This is a genomic window from Methylosinus sp. sav-2, assembly GCF_004366495.1.
Taxonomy (GTDB): Bacteria; Pseudomonadota; Alphaproteobacteria; order Rhizobiales; family Beijerinckiaceae; genus Methylosinus.
In genome coordinates, this window is record NZ_SOEJ01000009.1 from 153,974 (window position 1) to 173,535 (window position 19,562).

The window sequence follows — 19,562 nt, forward strand, 5'->3', positions numbered from 1 at the left end:
ATGCGACTGCTCGCGGCATGGATCGTCGCAGCGACGCTGCTCGCGCCCGCCGCGCTGCTGGCGCATGAATCCTCGCTCGGCGTGCTGGAATTGCGCGAGGTGCGGCAGGGCGCCTATGTCGGCCGCTGGACGATGGAGCCGACGATCGGCGCCGCGCGCGTCGATCTGCGCGCGCCGCCGCATTGCTTCTTGCGCATGCCGCAGCTCGAATGCGGCGCAAAGGGCCTCGTCGGCGCGATGACGATCGGCAATCTCGGCTCGCGCATGTCCGCGGCGCTCATCAAGATCGTCCCGCTGCAAGGCGAGGCGCGCAGCTACACCATCACCTCCGCCAATCCGACCGTGTCGATTCTCGGCCCCGAGGCGCCGACGCTGGAGAGCTGGATGGCGCTCGGCGCGACCTATCTGAATTTCGGCGTCGACCATATATTGCTCGGAGCCGATCATCTTCTCTTCGTCTTCGGATTGATATGGATCGTCGGAATCGGCCGAAGGCTCGTCTCGACGATCACCGCTTTCACCATCGGGCACAGCATATCGCTCGCGGCGGCGGCCTTCGGCGTGATCGGCGTGCCGGAGCGGCCGCTCAACGCCTGCATCGCGCTCAGCATCGTTTTCGTCGGCGTCGAGATCGTGAAGCAGCGGCGCGGCGAAGCGGGATTGACGGCGCGCTACCCTTGGGCCGTCGCGGGCGGCTTCGGACTCGTTCACGGAATCGGCTTCGCGAGCGCGCTCGCCGGACTCGGCATCGAAAGGCGCTTGCTGCCGGCGGCGCTCGCTTTCTTCAATATCGGCGTCGAGATCGGACAGCTCGCCTTCGTGCTTCTCACTCTCGCGCTCATCTGGGCGCATCGCCGTCTCGGCGCCGTTGTCCCCGGCTCGCGCGATCTTCTTCCCGGCTATGCGATCGGCTCGATCGCGGCCTTCTGGTTCATCGGCCGACTTCTTCGCGTGCTCGCGATCGATTGAGGAGCGCTCTACCCATGTCGTCTCGCCCCCGCCTCTTCACCGCCGCTGTTGTAGTCGGCGTCGCGCTCGCTTCGCCCGCTCTCGCGCATGATGGCGAAGGCGTGGCGGGCGGCCTCGCGAGCGGCTTTCTGCATCCGTTGACGGGCGCGGATCATCTCGTCGCAATGGTCGCCGTCGGCCTGTGGGGCGCGCAGCTCGGCGCGCCGGCGATCTTTCTGCTGCCCATCGCCTTTCCTCTCGTCATGGCTTTGGGCGGCGTGCTCGGCGTTCTGCACATTGCCTTGCCGGCTCCGGAAATGATGATCGCGCTCTCGGCGCTTCTTCTCGGCGCCGCCGTGGCGATGCGCATCCGGCCGCCTGTCGTCGTCGCCGCGCTCATCGTCGCGCTCTTCGCCATATTCCACGGCCATGCGCATGGCGCCGAGCTGCCCAGCGCCGCCGACCCCATGGCCTATGGCGTCGGCTTCGTCACCGCCACTGGGCTTTTGCACGGATTTGGAATTCTCATCGGCGCTTTGTCGCGATGGCCGCTCGGCGCGCGCGTCATCCAGGGTCTCGGCGCGACGATCGCGCTGCTGGGCGGCTATTTTCTGTTCATCGGCGCGGGCGTCGCAGGATGACCCGCCGCTCGCGACAGGCCGGCGTCGGCGCGCTCTTCCTGCTGCTCTCGGCGACGAGCGCGAAGGCGCATATCATCGGGGCGCGGCTCGGCGATTTCTATGCCGGCGCGGCGCATCCTCTCACCGATCTGAGGGACGTGACCCTCTGGGTCGCATTGGGCATGCTCGCCGGATCGCTCGGCGCGTCGAAAGCGCGGCCGCTGCTGCTGCTTTTCCCCTTCGGCCTCGCCGCCGGAGTGACGAGCGCAATGGCGCTGAATGCGACATCTGAGGGCGTGCTGCTCGCCGCCGGCGCTCTGGTGCTGCTCGGCGCGCTGCTGGCGTCGGACCTGCGCATTCCCGCCGCCGCGCTGGGTGGGCTCGCATTGGTTCTCGCAGCGATGCGCGGCGCGGCCAACGCCGCCGCTATCGGGCCGGAGACCAATCGGCTGCTATTCGTCGTCGGCCTTTCCATCGCCGGCTATGTCGTCGTCACGCTGGTCTCTGCGGCGACGCTCGCATTTCGCGGCGAGAGCGCCGATGCGCGCGCATGGCGCTCCATCGCCATTCGCGCGCTCGGCAGCTGGCTCGCCGCGCTCGGACTGATGATGGGCGGACTGGCCTTGGCGTCCTGACGCCTCATCGGCGACGATATTTCTCTATGAGATCCGCGGCGAGCAGGCGGTTGCCCTCGGCGTTGAAATGCACATCGGCCCAGAAATACAGATCGCGCGCATAATCCGCATGCCCGTCCTTATAGGAGAAGAAGGCGGGAAAATGGTCGAAGTAGCGCTTGCATTTTCCGGCGCACCAATCGCGCCAGATCTGCGCCTGGCGTGAATTCTCGACATCGTAGAGAAGCTGATGCGGCCAGGGATAGACGCCGACCGAGAGGGCGATTCCGCGCGCGGCCAGCAGCTCGTGGAGACGATCCATCTGCTGCAGCGCCTTGCGCACGCCGCCGGCGACGCCTGCATCGCCATAGCAGCTCGCCGCATCGTCGAAGGTCCAGGAGGCGCGGCTCCAATCGCGGCTATAGACGCGCCCCGGCAGCATCAGCTCCGACAGGCTGGCGCTGGCGTTCGCCGCATTGGCTTTCTTGACGAATAAGAGATTGGAAACGAATTCGGCGACGAAGGATCGTTTCTCCAGCCACCCTGGCGGCGAGCGCGGCAGCAGCTGATAGGCGCTCGGCAGACATTTTTCTGGATTTGGCGTGAAGACGCCAAGCTCCAAAACGCCGTTTTCGTCATAACGATAGGAGATGGCCTCGTCTTGAATATCGGAAATATCGATGTAGACGATCGCCTCGTCGAATTTCAGGCCCTTGTCGAGATAATATTTCAGCTTCTCGTAATAGGCGGAGGGCGCGTAGCTCGACACGCCCGCGTTCAGCACGTCGATCTCGGGAAAAGCCTGCGCGAAGCGGCCGACGAAAGTCTGCTCATAAGGCAGACCGACGCCCTCGGTGAAGGAATCGCCGATGAAGACGATCCGCTGACGGTCAGAGCGCAAGGGAACGCTGCGCGCCGCCACATCCTTGAAGCCGAACGAATTGGTGAATATTCGTGGCGTGTACGGCCCCCATACGTCATAGCCGTCGAAATTGGGGCGCAGCGTATGAGTGAACACGGGATCGCGCGACCGCAGCGCATTCTCGCCGTGATCGAGGAAAGGGTTGGTCCAATTATAGACGCGATGGAGAATGAATTCCGTCGCCGCGAGCAGGCCGATCGCCAACGCCACATTGACGAGAACGACGCCCGAGAGACGCAATGCGCGCGCCCTTGTGGTCGAAACCGCCATCGCCTCCTCCGCTCGTCGCGGACGTCTTCCGACGTCGATGCGACGAGGCTTAGGCGACGAGAGAGGCGCGCGTCAATTCGCGACGATTACGTGATGCGAGCGGCCGATCGCCGCCGCTCGCTTCGTCTCGTCAGGCCTCACGCCGCGGCGTCGGCGATCGTCTCGCGCGCCGAGGCGCTCGCCGAAATCTCAATATCGATCTCGAGCAGCGACATGTTGTCGCCTTCGCGCAGCTTGACCTCTACCTTGTCCGGGTCGATCTCTATGTGCTTGGAGACGGCGGCGAGCACCTCTCTGTGCAACAGAGCGACGAGATTGGAATTGGACACCGACGCGCGCTCATGCGCGAGGAGAATCTGCAGACGCTCGCGCGCGACCGGCGCAGATGCGCGGCGATTGAAAAAGTTGAACAGCTTCATGCCGCCCTCCGACCAAACAATCTGACGAGAAGTCCCTTTTTGTCGGACGGTATGTCCATCGGCACCTCGGCGCCGCAGAGGCGCCGCGCCGCATCGGCGTAGGCGCGCGACGGCGCGCTCGTGCCGCTGTGGAGCGTGACCGGCGTTCCGACATTGGAGGCGCGCAGGACATCCTCGCTCTCGGGAATGATTCCGAGCAGCGGGATCGACAGAATCTCCAGCACATCATCGACATTCAGCATCTCGCCGCGCGCGGCGCGGCCGGCGTCGTAGCGCGTCAGCAGCAGATGCTTCTCCATGCGGCCGCCCTTTTCGGCGATCTCGGTCTTGGCGTCGAGCAGGCCGATGATGCGATCAGAATCACGCACCGAGGAGACTTCCGGATTGGCGACCACGACGGCCACATCGGCGAAGCGCATGGCGAGCGTCGCCCCGCGCTCTATGCCCGCCGGGCTATCACAGACGATCCAGTCGAAGCGCTCGCGCAATTCGTCGATGACGCGGCGCACGCCCTCCTCGGTGAGCGCGTCCTTGTCGCGCGTCTGGGACGCTGGAAGCAGATAGAGATTGTCGAGCCGCTTGTCGCGAATGAGCGCCTGATGCAGCTTGGCGTCGCCCTGCGCGACATTGATGAGGTCATAGACGACCCGCCGCTCCGCTCCCATGACGAGATCGAGATTGCGCAGGCCGACGTCGAAATCGACGACCGCGACCTTCTGATTCGACTGAGCCAGCGCTGCGCCGAGCGCGGCGGTCGACGTCGTCTTGCCGACGCCCCCTTTGCCGGAAGTGACGACCAATATCTTGGGCATTTTTTACCGTCCCTCTCAGTCGAGCTTTGTGATCTTGATCGTTTCGTCCTCGAGCCTTGCGTGAACCGCGCGTCCACGAACGTCGTCTCGAATTTCGTCGGCCGTCATATAGAAGCCGCCGACGGCGAGAAGCTCCGCCTCGAGGCGGCGGCAGAAAATGCGCGCCCGCGAATCGCCATAGGCGCCGGCCATGATTCGGCCGCGCACGGTTCCATAGACATGGACCGAGCCGCCCGCGACGATATCGGCGCCGGAGGAGACCGAGCCGATGACGATCACATCGCCGTCCGGATGGAAGATCGACTGACCCGAACGCACCGCCGTCTCGACGATGAGCGGCGCGGCGCTTCTCTCCGGCTCCGGATCGTGAGTCTGCGACGCAGGCCCGGCCTCGCCGCCGGCGAGCGCCTGGGCGATCTCGTCGAAGGCGGCGCGTTCGCTCGGCGTCAGGCTCAGCGCATCCTCGCCGCCCTCGGCGGGCGCCTCGTCGGCGGCAATGGAGCGGCCATTGGTAAGAATCGGCGGCAGGTCGTCGCACGCCCAGGAGGGATCGACGCCGGTCAGCCCCATGATGCGGACGCCACGGCCCGAAAGCTGCTCGACCAGATCCCCGACGGTGTCGCGATCGAGTCCGAGCTTGGTGACGTCGATAACGATCGCCTTGCGGGAGAAGAAGGCGGGAGAATGCTCGAGGCAGGCGTCGAGCCGCTCGAACCATCCGGCGATCGGCGCATCCGGCTCCAGGGCCAGGACGGGAAAGGATCGGCCACGAAAACGAATGTGAGTCGAAGGTTGGGTCAACGGCGGACTGGGCTCCAGCTGCGCCGTCATCTCACGCCGTCATGGTTAACAATGCGTTAAATTACCTATAGGTAAATTCGGGCGCGGCGCGGATCGGCCGAGCCGGCGTCCTTCGCCGACCAGATCGAATGGGCCGAAACGCGCATGTCGCAAAGCGCGAGATCGACCATCGGCGCCCTCGCCGGTTGATTGTGACCGCGCCTTCGCGCCGTCCTTCACGTCGTCGAGTCGGATTTCGGCGATCGGCTGCCTCGCGCATGGGCGCGCCGCAAACAAAGCGAGCGGCGCTCGCCCGTTCGCTGGGCGCCATCGTCCTCGTCAGCGACGGCGACACGAAATGTCGTCGTTCGATTCGCGAGCCCCGAGCCGCATCAGCGTACGTGAAGGACATGTCATGTGCTTCGATAACAATGCAGGCTCATTGACATATCCACCGCCCACTTTATACATCTTTCGCTGTGAGCTGGCAAAAATGGAAGGCTCTTATGAATAAAGTGATATCGGTGACCGAGAAGCGGCGCCTGTCGGAATTCGCTCATGCGCTCGTCACTCGCGCGAGATCGCAACCACAGAGCGAAACGTCGAGCGAGCTGCCGCCTCTCACATTCACGAGCGGCGTTTCGACGATGGACTCTCTGCTGCTTCATTTGACTGAGCAAAGAAGTTACCTCCTCAAATTCTCGGCGCAGATTTCCGCGCAAATCATCACCCTCTCCTCGACCATCGATCGCCTGTCCACGGAAGTCGCCAAGGTCGCCGGCGAAGTGGATGGCTTGAGACGCGAGCGAGAGACGCTTAGGCAGGCTCTCGAGGACGCCAAGCAGGAGATGAACGACGTCGCCGAAGCCGTCGTCGCCGGGGTCACGCAGCAATTGGAGCAGCAAATGGAGGTGTTCGGGCCTCTCGCGCGCGCTCCCTCCTCGACGGAGACGGAAGCCTCGGGGCTTTGATGCGTCGCTTCTCCGGAACGATGGAAAGCGGCTCGATCGCACGGACGGTGTTTTCGAGCGGGCCGCTTCGCTCCCGGTCACGGGGGCTCGATTTCAAAACATCTGTCTGGTGAGGATGAATGTCACGTGTTGTTCAATATCATCCCTCGGTAATTAGCGCCGACGCCATCGGCGCCTCGATTTCCTCCCTGCATCAGATCCTTCGGGAACGAGGCGTGGCGTCCTATGTGGCGTGCTCGGATTCCAATATCGCCGTCAGCGATTATGCGACGCTGTCGGTCTCCATGCTGAAGCGCATGGCTTGGAGCGATACGGATCTGCTGCTGCTGCATTATTCGTTCTTCAATGAAGACCTCGAAGCGCTGCTGGACCTGCCCGTCCGCAAGATTCTCATCTATCACAATGTCACGCCGGGCCATTTTTTCCGCGGCCAGGGCTCGATGAGCTGGCTCGGGGACATGTGCGACCATTCGCGCGCGCAGATGCGGCGCTTCGCCGGCGCATTCGAGAAAGGCGTCGGCGATTCGGACTTTAACACCGCCGAGCTGAGAGAGTTCGGCTTTCGGGATCCCGTGACGATCCCCGTGTTCTTCAACGACGCCTTTTTCTCGTCGCGCGAGCTCGACAATCAGCTCTACTTCGACATAAAGGCGGCCTCCGAGGTCAATATCGTCTTCGTCGGGCGCTTCGTTCCCAATAAGCGGCACGATCTTCTGATCGACACTCTGGCCGCCTATAAGAGGCTCTTCGGCCGTTCGGCCTCGCTGCATCTCGGCGGCAAGATTTGGGGCGACGAATATTTCCATGCGCTGCTCGGCCGGGCGGTGCAGGGCGGCGTCCTCGCCGACATCAAAATCTATCAGAATGCGACCGGCCTCGCGATCAAGACGCTGTTCGCCGCCGCCGACGCCTATATTTCCATGAGCGAGCACGAAGGCTTCATGGTGCCCGTGCTGGAGGCCTTCACGGTCGGCTGTCCGGTGCTGGCCTATGCGGGAACCGCAGTGGGCGAGACGATGGGGCCGGCCGGCATCAAATTCGACACGCTCGATCCATCGATTCCCGCAGGCTATCTGGAGCTCCTGCGCCGCGATAAGACGCTGCGCAACAATATCGTTCGCGAGCAGGCGGACCGTGCGACCGACTTCTACTCCGAAGCGACCGCGAGACGGTGGCTCTCATTCTTGGAGGGATTCGTCGACATCTCCGCGGGGTTGCACTCATGATCATCGCATATGACGCCGGCGCCTTTCAGCAATCGATCAGCGGTGGAATTTTCAATGTATCCGTCGGATTTCTGAACGCCGCCGCCAGGGTCGCCCCCGACACCGAATTCGTTTTCGTCGCCGACCCGTTTTTCGGCGAGGTGCGGCCCGACGCCATGGCGGCCCTGACCTTCACGCCGCGGGTGATCTATCGCAGCGTGCTGAAATCATCCGGCTCCTTCTCTCTGCGCACCAATCGGGAGCGCGCGCGCTTCGAGGTCGACGGCCGGATCATGCCGACGACGCAGACCGCGACGCCGGACGGCATGTGGTATCATTATGAAGGCCCGACGCCCCGGCATGCGGTGTTTCTGCGCAGCCGAGCGGCCCGTCCTTGCGACACGATGAACTCGCCGGACAGCCGCAGCCTCGGGGTCGCTGTCAGCAAGATCGTCATCGAATCGGAGAAGGGCTCGCAGGAATTCTCCTTCGACGACGCCCGCCTCGCCAATGGCTATCACGATCCGGAGAGCGCTTGGCGCTGGACGAACGGCGCCGCCGAAATCCCGCTCGAATTTTTCCCGCGCGTCGAAAGAGCGCGCATCGGAGTGCACATCAGGCACAAGGTCGTCTATAGCCTCGCGGACGGCCGTTTCGATCGTCGCTACAATGGGGTCGTGCAAGCTGCGATCGAGCAGCGGCGCGCCTTCAATTTGCAGGAGCTGGGCCGTGAGCTGCGTGAAATGGGCGCGACCGTCTATTTCGCGAATCATTTCATTCCGATCGCCATCCCCGGCCTCGCTCTCGCGAGCTGGGCGCATGACGTGATCCCGATCCTGTTTCCGAACTTCTTCGGCAAGGACGCGATCGAAAATTTCGCCAATGTCATCGATGTGTTCAAGCGCGCCGATCATATTTTCTGCAACTCCGAGACGACCCGCAAGGACATTATCGAAAATGTCGGCGTCTCTCCCGAGCGTCTGACGACCTCATGGATCGGACCCGGCGCGATCGGGCCGCGCCCTGCTCCCGTGGTCGACGCCGCGATCGCCAAATTCGGCCTTCGTCGAGACTATATTCTCAATGTCGGGACGCTGGAGCCGCGCAAGAATCATGTTCGTCTGGTTCAGGCCTATGACGAATTTCGCCGCGGCACCGAGCATCCGCCGCAGCTGGCCATCGTCGGCTCCCATGGCTGGGGATATGACGAATTGGTGAGGCTGATCGCCAACAGCGGACTCTCCGAGCATGTGAAAGTGCTGAGCGGCGTCGACAATGAGGATTTGTCGGCGCTCTACTCGGGCGCGATGTTCGTCGCCTATCCCAGCGTCTATGAAGGATTCGGCATGCCGGTGCTGGAGGCCATGGCCTGCGGCGTCCCGGTCTTGACCTCACAGGAAACCAGCATGCAGGACATAGCGAAGAACGCGGCCGTTCTCGTGGATCCTTTGTCGGTGAGCTCGATCGCTCAAGGGCTGAGCGAGCTCTCGCTCAATTCCGAGCTGCGCTCGCGCCTCGCCTCCAAGGCGAAGGAAGCCGCGTCGCGCTTCGACTGGGATCGCGTCGCCGGAACAATCGTCGATGTCTTGAGAGGAACGCGCCGATGAAGATCGTTGTCCTTTCCACATTCGACATCACCCCGGTCCGCGACGGCGGGCAGACGCGTTACGTCTCGGTCTACAAGAACATCGCCAAAGAGCATGACGTAACGCTCATCGCCTATGATTTTAAGCAGACCGATCACATCAGGCGCTATAAGCTCGCCGATCGTTTCGACGTGATCGTCTTCCCCGCGGCGCCCGGCGACCAGCATCACGTCTGGCACATAATGGAAAAGACGCGGCGCCTCGCGCATGATGTTCTCTGCATCAGGGAATATCATTTCTCGGACGAGTTCGTGCGCGATGCGCGGCAGATCATCGGCGCGGCGGATGTCGTCATCGCCTCGCATCCCTATCTCGCGCTTCTGGGCTTCGGCTTCGCCAAGCGGAACGCCATCAAGATATATGAGGCGCACAATGTCGAATATGACATAAAGGAGCAGCATTTCCGCGGCGGCCTGGGCGCAGCGCAGCTCGATTCCTTCGTGGATACTGTGTACCACGGCGAGAGAATGGCCTGTCGCGAGGCGAATTTCGTGACGACAGTGAGCGCCCATGACGCCGACCGCATGGCGCAATTATACGACGTGCCGAGAAGCAACATCACTGTCGCGCCCAATGGCGTCGATTGCTCGCAATATCCGATCTGGGACAAGGCGAGCCGCGACGAGCTTCGCAGCAAGCTGCAGATCGGCGACAAGACGCTGGCCGTCTTTTTGGGCAGCGGCTATGGGCCGAATGTCGAATCCTATTTCAAGGCGCGGCAGCTGCTGGCGGAGGCCGGATTCGACGGCGCGGTCGCCTTGATCGGCTCGATCGCGCAGGCCGACCGCACCGGCTGGCCCGATGTGCCCTTCGACGAACTCTGGTTCGATTACGTCGAGGAAGATCTCAAGATCGCGCTCTTGAGCTCGGCGGACATCGCTCTGCAGCTGCTGTTTTCCGGCGGCGGGACCAATTTGAAGCTCTTCGACTATATGGCCGCCGGATGTCTGATCGTCGCCAATGACTTCGGCGCGCGCGGAGTCTCCGCGGACGGATGGCATGTAGCGGCTCAGAATGCGAGCGAGCTGCAGAGCTTGCTGCGGGAGCGCGTTTGGGAAACCGAGCGCGGCGAGGCGATCCGCGCCAAGGCGCGCGCCATCGCCAAGGAGCAATTCGACTGGTCGATCATCGCCAAGAAGATCACCTCGCTCTTCAGCCCGCGTCTCGACATGGCTGCCGCCGAAATTGCCGCCGCCGACGTGGCTGCTCCCGCCATCGCCGACGAGTCCGAGCAGACGCCGAATAGAGAGGCCCTATCGGCATAGACGGCGAGCGCCGCAAATGCGGGAAACATCGCCCGACCGCCAGCGGCGAGCGAGCGATGTTTTCCGAGCTCCGCCAAAAATTCGTCCCCGAATTCACGATCAGCGTGAAGGGCCGAACACAACGTCGATCGCCACATTCATCTCCCGCGGCGGAGGTCCGAAGGGCATGCTCGACCGCACCGTCTTCAACGCGCTGACGTCGAGACGCTCCTGACCGCTCGTCGCAACGATCTTGAGCGTTTCTTCGCGGATTTGTCCGCTCGCGAGAATGCCGAAGGAGACTTTTGCGACGCCTCGCAGCCCAGCGCGACGCCCCTCCTCCGGATAGACGAGCCGCGTGTGAATGCGCTTCGACAATTGCCGTATATAGACGCGAATGCGGTCCTCCTCGGTTTCCGCGCGGCGAGAGATGGTGCGCGCGACCTGCTGCTCCTGCGCGCCGGCCACATTGGCGGAACCGGCCGGATCGGGCTTCGACTGCGAAGCGGCCGCCGCGGCGACAGCGGCTGCATTGGCCTCGCCTTCATCCGCCTGCTCGCGCTGCTCGACAGGCTTCGCCACGGTCGCCTGCGTCGCGGTCTGGTGTGTCTCGCCGGCATTATCCTGCTGCAGCTTCTCATCGGTCTGCTCATCATCGACGAGACCATCGAGCTCGAAGACGAGAACCGAAGCCTCCTCTTCCGTCGTGTAGAGACGATGCAGGACGTAAGGCGCGCATAGCAGGGCGTGCAGCGCCAAGGAGAGCGCGAGACCGTGATAGAGCGAGAAGCGGCTCGCCGGTCTCGCAATTTTCGTGGGCGCGGACGCCGCCAGGAAAGCCATTTCGACGCCTCTCACTTCGGACTGTTCTTGGTCTGCACGGCGACTTTGGTGAAGCTCATGCGCTTGAGCAGCTCGGCGACGTCGATGAAGCTCTGCAAGGCCACAGCGCGATCGGCGCGAATGAGGAAGCCCGTTTCCGGCGGCAACCCTGTGAGCCGGCTCCGCAACTCATCCTTGGTCGCGACATGGCCGTCGAAATAGACGCTTCCATCGGCGGCGATCTCGATCGTCTTGTCCTTCTGGCGGTCGACCTGCGTCTGCGCAGCTTGCGGCAAGGCGACCGGTATGCGGCCTGTCGCGATGAAATTCGCCGTCGTCAGCACCATTGTGAGAAGCACCAGCATGACATCGACGAGAGGAATGACGTTGAGCGTCTCGAAAGGCTTCTCATCCATTGGCGATCTCCCACTTCAGCAGCAGCACCTTCGTCTTGCGCAAAAGGACGTTGTAGGACACCACCGACAATAGCGCGACGACGAGCCCGACCGCCGTCGCCTTGAGGGCGAGCGCGAGGCCGGCCATGATCTTGCTGGCGTCCGCCGAAGCGTCGAGACCCAAATTATAGAAGGTCAGCATGATGCCGAGCACGGTGCCGAGCAGGCCGATATAAGGCGCATTGGAGGCGACGGATGCGATGACGATGAGCCGCTTGCTCAGCTCGAGTTCCAGCGCCTTGATGCTGGTAAAAGTCGTAATGTCGATCGCCCGGTAGAAGAAATGCCGTTCCAGCGCCACAGCGACGACGATGACGCTGAGCGCGGCCAGCAGCCCGATGACGCCGAAATCGATCGCCGTCGACAACCATTCCATTTGCATTGCGCAATTCTCCAGCAGCGGCGATCGACGACGAATGTCGAGAGCCCGATGCGCGTCGCTCTCGACATTCGCCAGCCCATGATGAGCCCGCCTCGTCGCCGCGATATCTATATTCAATACATTGCGAATCCACCGAGATCGCGTCAACGGGAAAATTCGGGCGCAGTCAAAGGCGTCGGAGGCCGGCGCCTGATTTTCAGCCAGCCACTATAACGTGTCTCTGCGCTGGGCGACCGACGTAAGTCTAAAGTAATGAGGAAATAATCGCCGCGACGACAGAATGCAAAGCTCGATCGAAACGGCCAGCCGGGGCGATATTGTCAGTTTCTCGCACAGGTTGCATCTTTTTTGGTAATTTGCGGAAATTTCTTGCAATAGCCGATTGCGCCTTTCGGCGACCCGCTCCGAGCAGCGAAAGCCGAGTGAGACGGCTCAGGCCCGAACGCAAAAGAGAGAGCTGACGCGAAGGCCGGCCTTCTCCCAATGCTCGCGAATCGCCTGCTCCGGCGTCGCAAGGCCTCTATTCGAAATGATAGTTGACGCCGGCGCGCACGATATGGCCCGCGAGGCGCGTCGAGGAAATCACCGCCGACGCATAGAGCCCGGGATTGCCGGCCGCGGTGAGGTTGTAGCCCGCCATATCGCCGTAAGCGCCCTGATTGCCGAGGTCATAGCGGAGATATTCCAGCTTGGCGCTCCAATTCTGACGGAACATCCATTCGCCGCCCGCGCCCGCGCTCCACCCGATGCGGATCGACGAGGAGCCGATGGTTCCGCTATTCGGCGCGAAGGACGCCGAGGTGGAGACCTGCGTCAAGGAGGTCGAGAAACCGCCTTCGCCATAGGCGAGACCGGCGGTGAGATAGGGCAGCAGCGTCGGCGTCACGAGATAGCCGATGCGTCCGCGCGCCGTGCCGAGATAGGAGAGGCTCTTCGTCGCCTTGGTCGCCGTCACGACATTCGCGCCCGTGACCGGCTCGGTCGCCGAGCGCAACGCGGAGCCCGATGCGCTCGCCCCCGCCACTCCCTGCAGATCGGCCTCGAAACCGCCGATCACATCGGGACGCAAACGCCAATTATAGCCGAGCTGCGCGCCGCCGATTCCACCGCCGATTCCCATCGGGATCGTGCTCGCCGCGCTCGAGGCGCTCGTGCGGCCGAAGAAGGTCGCCGGGCGACCGACCGCGCCCTTGTCGTCGCCGCCGTCGCCGAGAATGGTGGAGGTGCCGGGAACCGTGTTGACTCCATGGCCGTCGCCGAAGACGCCGCCGGCGTTGAGACCGGCGTAGAGCCCGCTCCAGGGCGACGGCGAGTCGTCGGCCGTCGCCAGCCACGCCATGCCCGGAAGCGGCGCGGGCGAGGAATGCTCGCCCCAGGAGAGCTTGAGCTCCGAGCCCCAGACGGCGCCCCAGGCCTTGTAGGTGTAGATCGTCTCATAGCGCTTATTGGTGATGTTGCGGCCGTAGAAGGTGAGCCGCGCGTCCCAATCCATGAGCTGGAAATTATAGGCGATGTTCGCGTCGAGCGTCGTGTAGTTGCCGACCTGGTGATAGGCGTTGTCGACGGCGAAGCCATTGGACCAGTACATGGAGACATGATTGAGCGCGACCGTGCCGGTGAACCTATCCCAGGCATGGGTGAGCGCGAAGTTGATCTGCGTCCTCGGCGTCTGGAAGCGATAGGGGTTCAGCCAGTCATAGGTTCCCAGCGAATTGCTGTAGACCTCGGTCAGCCGCGTGTAGCTGCCGCGATAGGTCGTCTTGCCGAGCAGTTCGTCCTGCAGCACGCCGGTCGCGACAGCCTCTATTCCCTTGCGCGACGTGTTGCCCTGAGTCCAGTAAGTGACGTTGTTGTTGTTCACCGTGACGGTGCGCGAGGGCTGCTTATTGTTCTGAATCTCGGTGTCGAAATAGGTCACTTCCGGCGTGAACCAGCGGAAGACCGGGATTTTGACTCCCGCCTCGTATTTGTCCTGCTTCTCCGGCAGCAGAGTGACGTTGGCGTCCGCGATGACGCCGGACATGTCGCTCTGCTCAGTGTGCGAATAGCGGCCGCTGAAGGCCACATTCGCGAGGCCCGCGAGCGGATTGAAATCGCCGAGGGAGGCGCCCAACTCGCCGATCCCCCATCCTTGCAGGGGCTTCACCGTGGCGCCACCCGCATAATTCACTGCGAGCGGGAAGCCGCGATTGTAGAAATATTTCGTCGTTCCGGCCGTATCGACTCCGATGTAATCGAAGTGATTGTCCAGGCGGAAGCTCGCGTCGAAGATCAGGCGATCGGAGAGCAGCTTCTGCTCGAAATTGCCATAGCCACTGAGCGTATCCTCCTTGCGCGCATAATTGGCGTAATTGGTCTGTCCGCTGGGGCTCGCCCAATTCACATATTGCAGGCCGAGCTGCGCCAATGTGCCGTCATAGGTGAAGCTGTGCCGCGCATTGATCTGGCCGGTGTAGCCCTGCTCATTGGCCACCGTCAGATTCGGACTATTGAAGGAGGCGAGGACGTTGTTGTCCTCCGTCCGCGTATAGGCGAGCGTGAGCAGGCTGACATTGTGCTCGTCCCAGCGGAACGTCGAATTCCAGGAGAGGAATGTCGATTCGATCGGCGAATAGCCCCACTTCTGCGCGAGCGTGCTCGCCGTTTGCTCCCCGAAGGTTCCCTGCTGAAAGCCGTAGCGCGTGCTCGACTGAAACAGGGTGAAGCTGGTGTCGAGCGGACCGACGGTGAATCCGCCTTTGAGCAGACCGGCGACCGTGTCGTTCCAATTGGAGCCGTTCGCCGGCCCGTCGTCGGAGCTCTTCTTAATGAAACCCGAGATAAAGGCCGGAATCTCGCCCGGCTTCTTCCCGAAGACATAGCCGCCATAGGCGCTGCCGAGCACGCCGCCATAGCTCTGCGCCGCTGTGCGCAGCTCCATTTCATTCTCTTGCGGCGTATGCGTGCGCACGACGACGAAGCCGCTGTTCAACGCGCCGGAGGAGGAGCCGAAGTCGACGAGCGGGCCGAGCGTCAGCGCCGAAGCGTCGCGCACGACATCGACCTGATCGAGCGCTGAAACGGGCAGCGACTGCATCATCAGGCCCGCGGTCTGCGCGCTCACATAGGCGCCGTCGACGATGAAGCCGAAATTGCCGTCGCCGCGGAATTTCAGATTGTTCGGGAATTTGCGACCCTGATAGGTGACGAGGATGCTGGTCGCATTGCGCAGCAGGCCGAACACGTCCTGCGGGTTCAGCTCCTGTATGTCCTGCCGCGTGAATGTCTGCGTATGGGAGCGGCTGCTGGTGGCGACGCGCGCGGCATTGGCGACATTGTCGGGCTGGAGATCCGGCCGGGCGAGTTGCGGCGCCAGCGGAGCTCCCGAGGCGGCGGCGTTGGAGCCGGCCGATGTCCCGCCGATCTCGATCGCCGGCAAAGCCTCCTGAGCCGATGCGGCGACAGTCAGGACGACCGACAGAGCGAGCGCGGAACTGGTGGAGTAAACCGCATCACGTGAATGCCGCGTCGCAGCGCTGCTCATTGTCATTGCACCCCTTGCTTGTGTTCCGCACAAAACGGTTGCGCCACGACGAGCAGAAGCAGCCCCGCCGAGCACGCGATATATTTGCAATATACGTAGTGACAGCAGACGCGCTTCCGCAAGCCGATAATCGAGGCAATTCGCCTAAATCGTGGACTTATCGAGGCTTTTTCGGGAATGACGAAGGCGTGGGTTCGGTATTCCATCTGACTGCCGAAGGCGACGATCGAGCCATCCAGCGATGATCGTTTCACGATGAGAAACTAACCTACATTATAGCCTATCAAAACTGGACGCTGCTCGAAACGCCATAGACGAGCATGTTACCTTTCGATGCTCAATTCTGTGCTCGAAATCGCGATTGCTGGAACGCCGCCGATCGAACGGCAGCGCCCGATTGCCATGAATGATGACGACTCGCGGCTTATTTCTCTCGCGCCTTGTGCGCGCGATACTGCGCGACCTTGTCACGATTTCCGCAGATCGCCATCGTGCACCAGCGGCGAATATTGTTCCGCCCGCGATCGTAGAACACCATCGAGCAGGCGGGATTGGCGCAACGCTTCATTCGAGCGGGCTCCGCCTCGCAAACGAATTGCGCGAAATCGCGCGCGACCGTCGTCGCCACCACATCCTTCTCGATACGCGCTTCCTCGGCGAGCGCCACATGACCGTCGCGTAGAATCAATCGCTCGCGAATCGCGACCGAGCCGAGCAGACGATCGATCGGCTCGAGGCGCCGGGCGGAGATCGCCTCTCCTGCGGAGATCTTGTCGAAGAGCTCGCGGAGCGCCGCGCGCGTTTCCCACGCCGACTTAAGCTCCACTTTCGTGGCTTGCTCGAACCATCGATCCCCGCCGCGCGCGCCCATTTCGCCAGCCCCTCGGCGTTAGAGAGAAAATCGATCGCCTCGCCGTTCATCACCGGCGTCGTGTTGAGAAAGTCGATCCACAGCGCGCCTCCGAAGGAGGGCATGCCATCTCGCCACTCGCTCGCCTCGATCGTTGTCGCCTCGCCCTCTCCCCATGCGCAACCGGCAAGCCTGCATAACCGTTATATGCACATTACATCGGTTACAGGAGATCCCATGTTCCTCGCCTCCAATCCCCTCCTCACGCTCGCGGCCGTGTCGGCGGCCACTATCGCGACCGCCATGCCCCTCCCGTCCATGCGAAGCAGCGGCTCGGTGGTTTTCATGTCGGAGAGTTCGGCGTTGACGCCGAAGGCGTCGCTCGCCGCAGTGGGAACGATTTCGCCGAGCGCGGCGTCGGGGATGGCGTGCAGGTGAACGCCGTGCTGCCCGGCCCGGTGATGACCGACCGCCGTCGCGCCATGCTCGCGCGCTACGGCGAGGCGAAAGGCCTATCGCTCGACGCTGCGATCGACGCCTTTGCTGCGGAGACCAGGATCGCGCGCTACGGAACGCCGGAAGACATCGCCGAGCTGATCGCCGTCGCCGTGTCGCCGGCGGCGCGTTGGATGACGGGCGTGACCCTGCGGATGGATGGCGGCGAGATCAAATCGCTATGACGGCGCCCTGCCCTGCGCTCGCGCGCAGCTCCTGCACTTGCGCTTCGAGCGCGGCGATGCGCGCGTCTCGCTCCGCGAGCGCAGCGGCGACATCGGACGCCTCGAAGCGTTGCGGAATGTGGCTGGGGCAATTCACGTCCAAGGCGAGGACAGAAAAAAGGATCGCGCGTTCGACACGCGCCGCATAATCCGCCGGCGTGAGCCGCGCGATCAGCTCGGCGTCGTCTTCCATCACGCGCGCCGTTCCCCAGATCTTCACGCGACGGCGGCGCGAATAGTCGATCAGAAAGAGATAGGCTTTCGGATTGTCGGCGAGATTGCCGATCGTCACATATTGGCGATTTCCCGAGAAATCAGCGAAGCCGATGGTCGTCTCATCGAGCGTCTTCAGAAAACCGGCGGGGCCGCCGCGGTGCTGAATATAGGGCTGCATCTCCCTATTCGCCGTCGCGAGAAAGACGCTCGTCTGCTGTGCGATGAACGCCACTATATCCGGCGTCAGGCTCGTTCGCCACGAATGTTCCTCCTCCATGCGCGCATAGGCGCGGCGCGAGCCCTCACGCGTCTGGATAGATTTGATAGTGGGCGTGAAGGCGATGTCGCTGGAATAGGTCATGTCGATTTCCTCCCGAGGCGCGAGAAGAGGATCATCGCCACGCGAGCGCAATGAACGCGCTCGCGTGGCGCCGATCAAAGACCGAGGTCGGTCAGACCCGGATGCTCGTCCGGTCGCCGGCCGAGCGGCCAATGGAACTTGCGATCTGCCTCGGCGATCGCGAGATCGTTGATCGAGGCGATGCGCAAGCGCATGAGGCCATGCTCGTCGAACTCCCAATTCTCATTGCCATAGGAACGGAACCAGGCGCCGCTGTCGTCGCGCCATTCATAAGCGAAACGCACGGCGATGCGGTTCTCGCGGAAGGCCCACAGCTCCTTGATGAGGCGATAGTGTTGATTTCCACTGAGAGCTGACCCAGGCAGCACGAGTTTTTCCACCGAGAACTGACCCCTGTTCGAACCTTTCCCCCTCGAGCGTCGCGGGGGACCTTGGAGTGATCGACATGGAGTTATTGAGCGTCATCCGACGCTGGCGATATCGGCAGGAGTTCTCGATCCGGGAGATTGCGCGACGCACGGGGCTGTCGCGCAATACGGTGCGCAAATACCTGCGTTCGGACAGCGTGGAGCCGCTGTTCGCCACGCCCGATCGACCGAGCCGGCTCGACCCGTTCGCCGATAAGCTGGCGCACATGCTGCGTCAGGAGGCCGCAAAATCTCGCAAGCAGAAGCGGACGGTCAAGCAGTTGCACGCGGATTTGGTCGCCCTCGGCTACGACGGCTCCTACAATCGCGTGGCGGCCTTCGCGCACGAGTGGAAGGCGGCGCGGCATCGGGAGCAGCAGACCTGCGTGCGCGGCGCGTTCGTGCCGCTGACGTTTCTGCCCGGCGAGGCGTTCCAGTTCGACTGGTCGGAGGATTGGGCGATCATCGCGGGCGAACGGACGAAGTTGCAGGTCGCCCAGTTCAAGCTCTCCTACAGCCGCGCATTCTTCCTCCGCGCCTACCCGCAACAGACGCATGAGATGCTCTTCGACGCCCACAATCACGCCTTCCGCGTGCTGGGCGGCGCGCCCCGGCGAGGCGTCTACGACAACATGCGCGCGGCGATCGACAAGGTCGGGCGCGGCAAAGAACGCCAGGTCAACGCCCGCTTCGCCGCGATGGTCAGCCACTTCCTGTTCGAGGCCGCATTCTGCAATCCGGCCTCTGGCTGGGAAAAGGGGCAAATCGAGAAGAACGTTCAGGATGCTCGTCATCGCCTCTGGCAGCCGATCCCGAGCTTTCCGTCGCTGGCGGCGCTCAACGACTGGCTGGAGGCGCGATGCCGCGAGCTGTGGGCCGAGATTGGGCACAGCGCGCAGCCGGGGACGATCGCGGAGGCCAAATCCCGCGGAGGCTTGGCGCGAGGAGGTTCCGCAACTGATGCAGCCTCCGCGGCCATTCGACGGCTTCGTCGAACACACCAAGCGGGTCACGCCGACATGCCTGATCCATCTGGACCGCAATCGCTACAGCGTGCCGGCCTCCTTCGCCAATCGCCCCGTCAGCGTGCGGGTCTACCCTGAGCGCGTCGTCGTCGCCGCCGAGGGGCAGATCGTGTGCGAGCACTCCCGCATCTTCGCCCGGTCGCATAACGACAAGAGCGTGACGGTCTACGACTGGCGGCATTATCTCTCCGTCATCCAGCGCAAGCCGGGCGCGCTGCGCAACGGCGCGCCCTTCGCCGAACTGCCGGTCGCCTTACGGACGCTGCAACAGCGCATGCTCGAGAAGCCGGGCGGCGACCGTGAGATGGTCGAGATTTTGGCTCTGGTCCTACAGCACGACGAGCAGGCCGT

General features: G+C 62.9%; 19 protein-coding genes and 2 pseudogenes. 10 read left to right on the forward strand and 11 right to left on the reverse strand.

What is annotated here, in order from left to right:
• From EDE12_RS15505 to EDE12_RS15515, 3 genes are read left to right on the forward strand one after another with little or no spacing between them, the layout of a single operon-like run.
• Entirely contained in the window at positions 1-969 is a 969-nt protein-coding gene (locus EDE12_RS15505) for a HupE/UreJ family protein (RefSeq protein WP_134188159.1), read from the forward strand.
• Between the two features lie 14 nt (positions 970-983).
• Positions 984-1,589, forward strand: coding sequence for a HupE/UreJ family protein (locus tag EDE12_RS15510; RefSeq protein ID WP_026599142.1), 606 nt, complete (start codon positions 984-986; stop codon positions 1,587-1,589).
• Positions 1,586-2,203, forward strand: coding sequence for a HupE/UreJ family protein (locus EDE12_RS15515; RefSeq protein WP_026599143.1), 618 nt, complete (start codon positions 1,586-1,588; stop codon positions 2,201-2,203). Before EDE12_RS15510 ends, EDE12_RS15515 begins: the two co-directional genes overlap by 4 nt.
• A 4-nt stretch (positions 2,204-2,207) precedes the next feature.
• Here the strand turns inward: EDE12_RS15515 and EDE12_RS15520 are convergent, their stop codons facing one another.
• From EDE12_RS15520 to minC, 4 genes are all read right to left on the reverse strand, one after another.
• Complete coding sequence (locus tag EDE12_RS15520; RefSeq protein WP_026599144.1) at positions 2,208-3,374, reverse strand: SGNH/GDSL hydrolase family protein; 1,167 nt, start codon at positions 3,372-3,374, stop codon at positions 2,208-2,210.
• Between the two features lie 137 nt (positions 3,375-3,511).
• Positions 3,512-3,793 carry a cell division topological specificity factor MinE gene (gene minE, locus EDE12_RS15525; protein ID WP_026599145.1) on the reverse strand — a complete coding sequence of 94 codons (282 nt, stop codon included), beginning with the start codon at positions 3,791-3,793 and terminating at the stop codon, positions 3,512-3,514.
• Positions 3,790-4,605, reverse strand: a complete 816-nt coding sequence (gene minD, locus EDE12_RS15530) for a septum site-determining protein MinD (protein WP_026599146.1) — start codon at positions 4,603-4,605, stop codon at positions 3,790-3,792. Before minD ends, minE begins: the two co-directional genes overlap by 4 nt.
• A 15-nt stretch (positions 4,606-4,620) precedes the next feature.
• Positions 4,621-5,406: a septum site-determining protein MinC gene (minC, locus tag EDE12_RS15535; RefSeq protein WP_245275793.1), complete on the reverse strand. Its 786-nt coding sequence runs from the start codon at positions 5,404-5,406 to the stop codon at positions 4,621-4,623.
• 485 nt (positions 5,407-5,891) lie between these two features.
• Here minC and EDE12_RS15540 point away from each other — a divergent pair, with 485 nt between their 5' ends.
• The 4 genes from EDE12_RS15540 (at position 5,892) to EDE12_RS15555 (ending at position 10,472) form a co-directional block, all read left to right on the forward strand.
• Positions 5,892-6,356: a hypothetical protein gene (locus EDE12_RS15540; protein WP_026599148.1), complete on the forward strand. Its 465-nt coding sequence runs from the start codon at positions 5,892-5,894 to the stop codon at positions 6,354-6,356.
• 119 nt (positions 6,357-6,475) lie between these two features.
• Complete coding sequence (locus EDE12_RS15545; protein WP_084768553.1) at positions 6,476-7,582, forward strand: glycosyltransferase; 1,107 nt, start codon at positions 6,476-6,478, stop codon at positions 7,580-7,582.
• On the forward strand, positions 7,579-9,168 hold the full coding sequence (locus tag EDE12_RS15550; protein ID WP_051592518.1) for a glycosyltransferase family 1 protein: 1,590 nt from the start codon (positions 7,579-7,581) through the stop codon (positions 9,166-9,168). The genes EDE12_RS15545 and EDE12_RS15550 overlap by 4 nt, the downstream gene beginning before the upstream one ends.
• The gene (locus EDE12_RS15555) at positions 9,165-10,472 is read left to right on the forward strand and encodes a glycosyltransferase (RefSeq protein WP_026599150.1); all 1,308 of its coding nucleotides are present in this window, start codon (positions 9,165-9,167) and stop codon (positions 10,470-10,472) included. Before EDE12_RS15550 ends, EDE12_RS15555 begins: the two co-directional genes overlap by 4 nt.
• Positions 10,473-10,571: 99 nt before the next feature.
• On the opposite strand, the gene EDE12_RS15560 is transcribed toward EDE12_RS15555, so the two are convergent.
• The 5 genes from EDE12_RS15560 to EDE12_RS15580 all read right to left on the reverse strand — a co-directional run bounded on the left by EDE12_RS15560 (position 10,572) and on the right by EDE12_RS15580 (position 16,459).
• The gene (locus EDE12_RS15560; RefSeq protein ID WP_026599151.1) at positions 10,572-11,294 is read right to left on the reverse strand and encodes a TonB family protein; all 723 of its coding nucleotides are present in this window, start codon (positions 11,292-11,294) and stop codon (positions 10,572-10,574) included.
• An 11-nt stretch (positions 11,295-11,305) separates the two neighbouring features.
• Entirely contained in the window at positions 11,306-11,689 is a 384-nt protein-coding gene (locus EDE12_RS15565; protein WP_018264657.1) for a biopolymer transporter ExbD, read from the reverse strand.
• On the reverse strand, positions 11,682-12,110 hold the full coding sequence (exbB, locus tag EDE12_RS15570) for a TonB-system energizer ExbB (protein WP_024880750.1): 429 nt from the start codon (positions 12,108-12,110) through the stop codon (positions 11,682-11,684). The genes EDE12_RS15565 and exbB overlap by 8 nt, the downstream gene beginning before the upstream one ends.
• A gap of 520 nt (positions 12,111-12,630) precedes the next feature.
• Positions 12,631-15,633, reverse strand: coding sequence for a TonB-dependent receptor plug domain-containing protein (locus EDE12_RS15575; protein WP_166671860.1), 3,003 nt, complete (start codon positions 15,631-15,633; stop codon positions 12,631-12,633).
• Positions 15,634-16,057: 424 nt separating this feature from the next.
• Positions 16,058-16,459: a CGNR zinc finger domain-containing protein gene (locus EDE12_RS15580; RefSeq protein WP_245267363.1), complete on the reverse strand. Its 402-nt coding sequence runs from the start codon at positions 16,457-16,459 to the stop codon at positions 16,058-16,060.
• Between the two features lie 9 nt (positions 16,460-16,468).
• Between EDE12_RS15580 and EDE12_RS22255 the strand changes: the two genes are divergently transcribed.
• Both EDE12_RS22255 and EDE12_RS15585 read left to right on the forward strand, forming a co-directional pair.
• Positions 16,469-16,921 (forward strand): hypothetical protein, encoded by a 453-nt coding sequence (locus tag EDE12_RS22255; protein WP_245267364.1) that lies wholly within the window; start codon positions 16,469-16,471, stop codon positions 16,919-16,921.
• On the forward strand, positions 16,912-17,163 hold the full coding sequence (locus EDE12_RS15585) for an SDR family oxidoreductase (protein WP_024880754.1): 252 nt from the start codon (positions 16,912-16,914) through the stop codon (positions 17,161-17,163). Before EDE12_RS22255 ends, EDE12_RS15585 begins: the two co-directional genes overlap by 10 nt.
• Here the strand turns inward: EDE12_RS15585 and EDE12_RS15590 are convergent.
• Entirely contained in the window at positions 17,150-17,779 is a 630-nt protein-coding gene (locus EDE12_RS15590; RefSeq protein WP_024880755.1) for a pyridoxamine 5'-phosphate oxidase family protein, read from the reverse strand. The two genes, EDE12_RS15585 and EDE12_RS15590, sit on opposite strands and share 14 nt — an antisense overlap.
• Positions 17,780-17,853: 74 nt before the next feature.
• Positions 17,854-18,111: pseudogene (locus EDE12_RS15595) on the reverse strand (DUF1348 family protein); the annotation flags it as partial.
• A gap of 113 nt (positions 18,112-18,224) precedes the next feature.
• On the opposite strand from EDE12_RS15595, the pseudogene istA reads away from it, so the two are divergent.
• Positions 18,225-19,562 (forward strand): annotated as a pseudogene (istA, locus tag EDE12_RS15600) (IS21 family transposase); the annotation flags it as partial.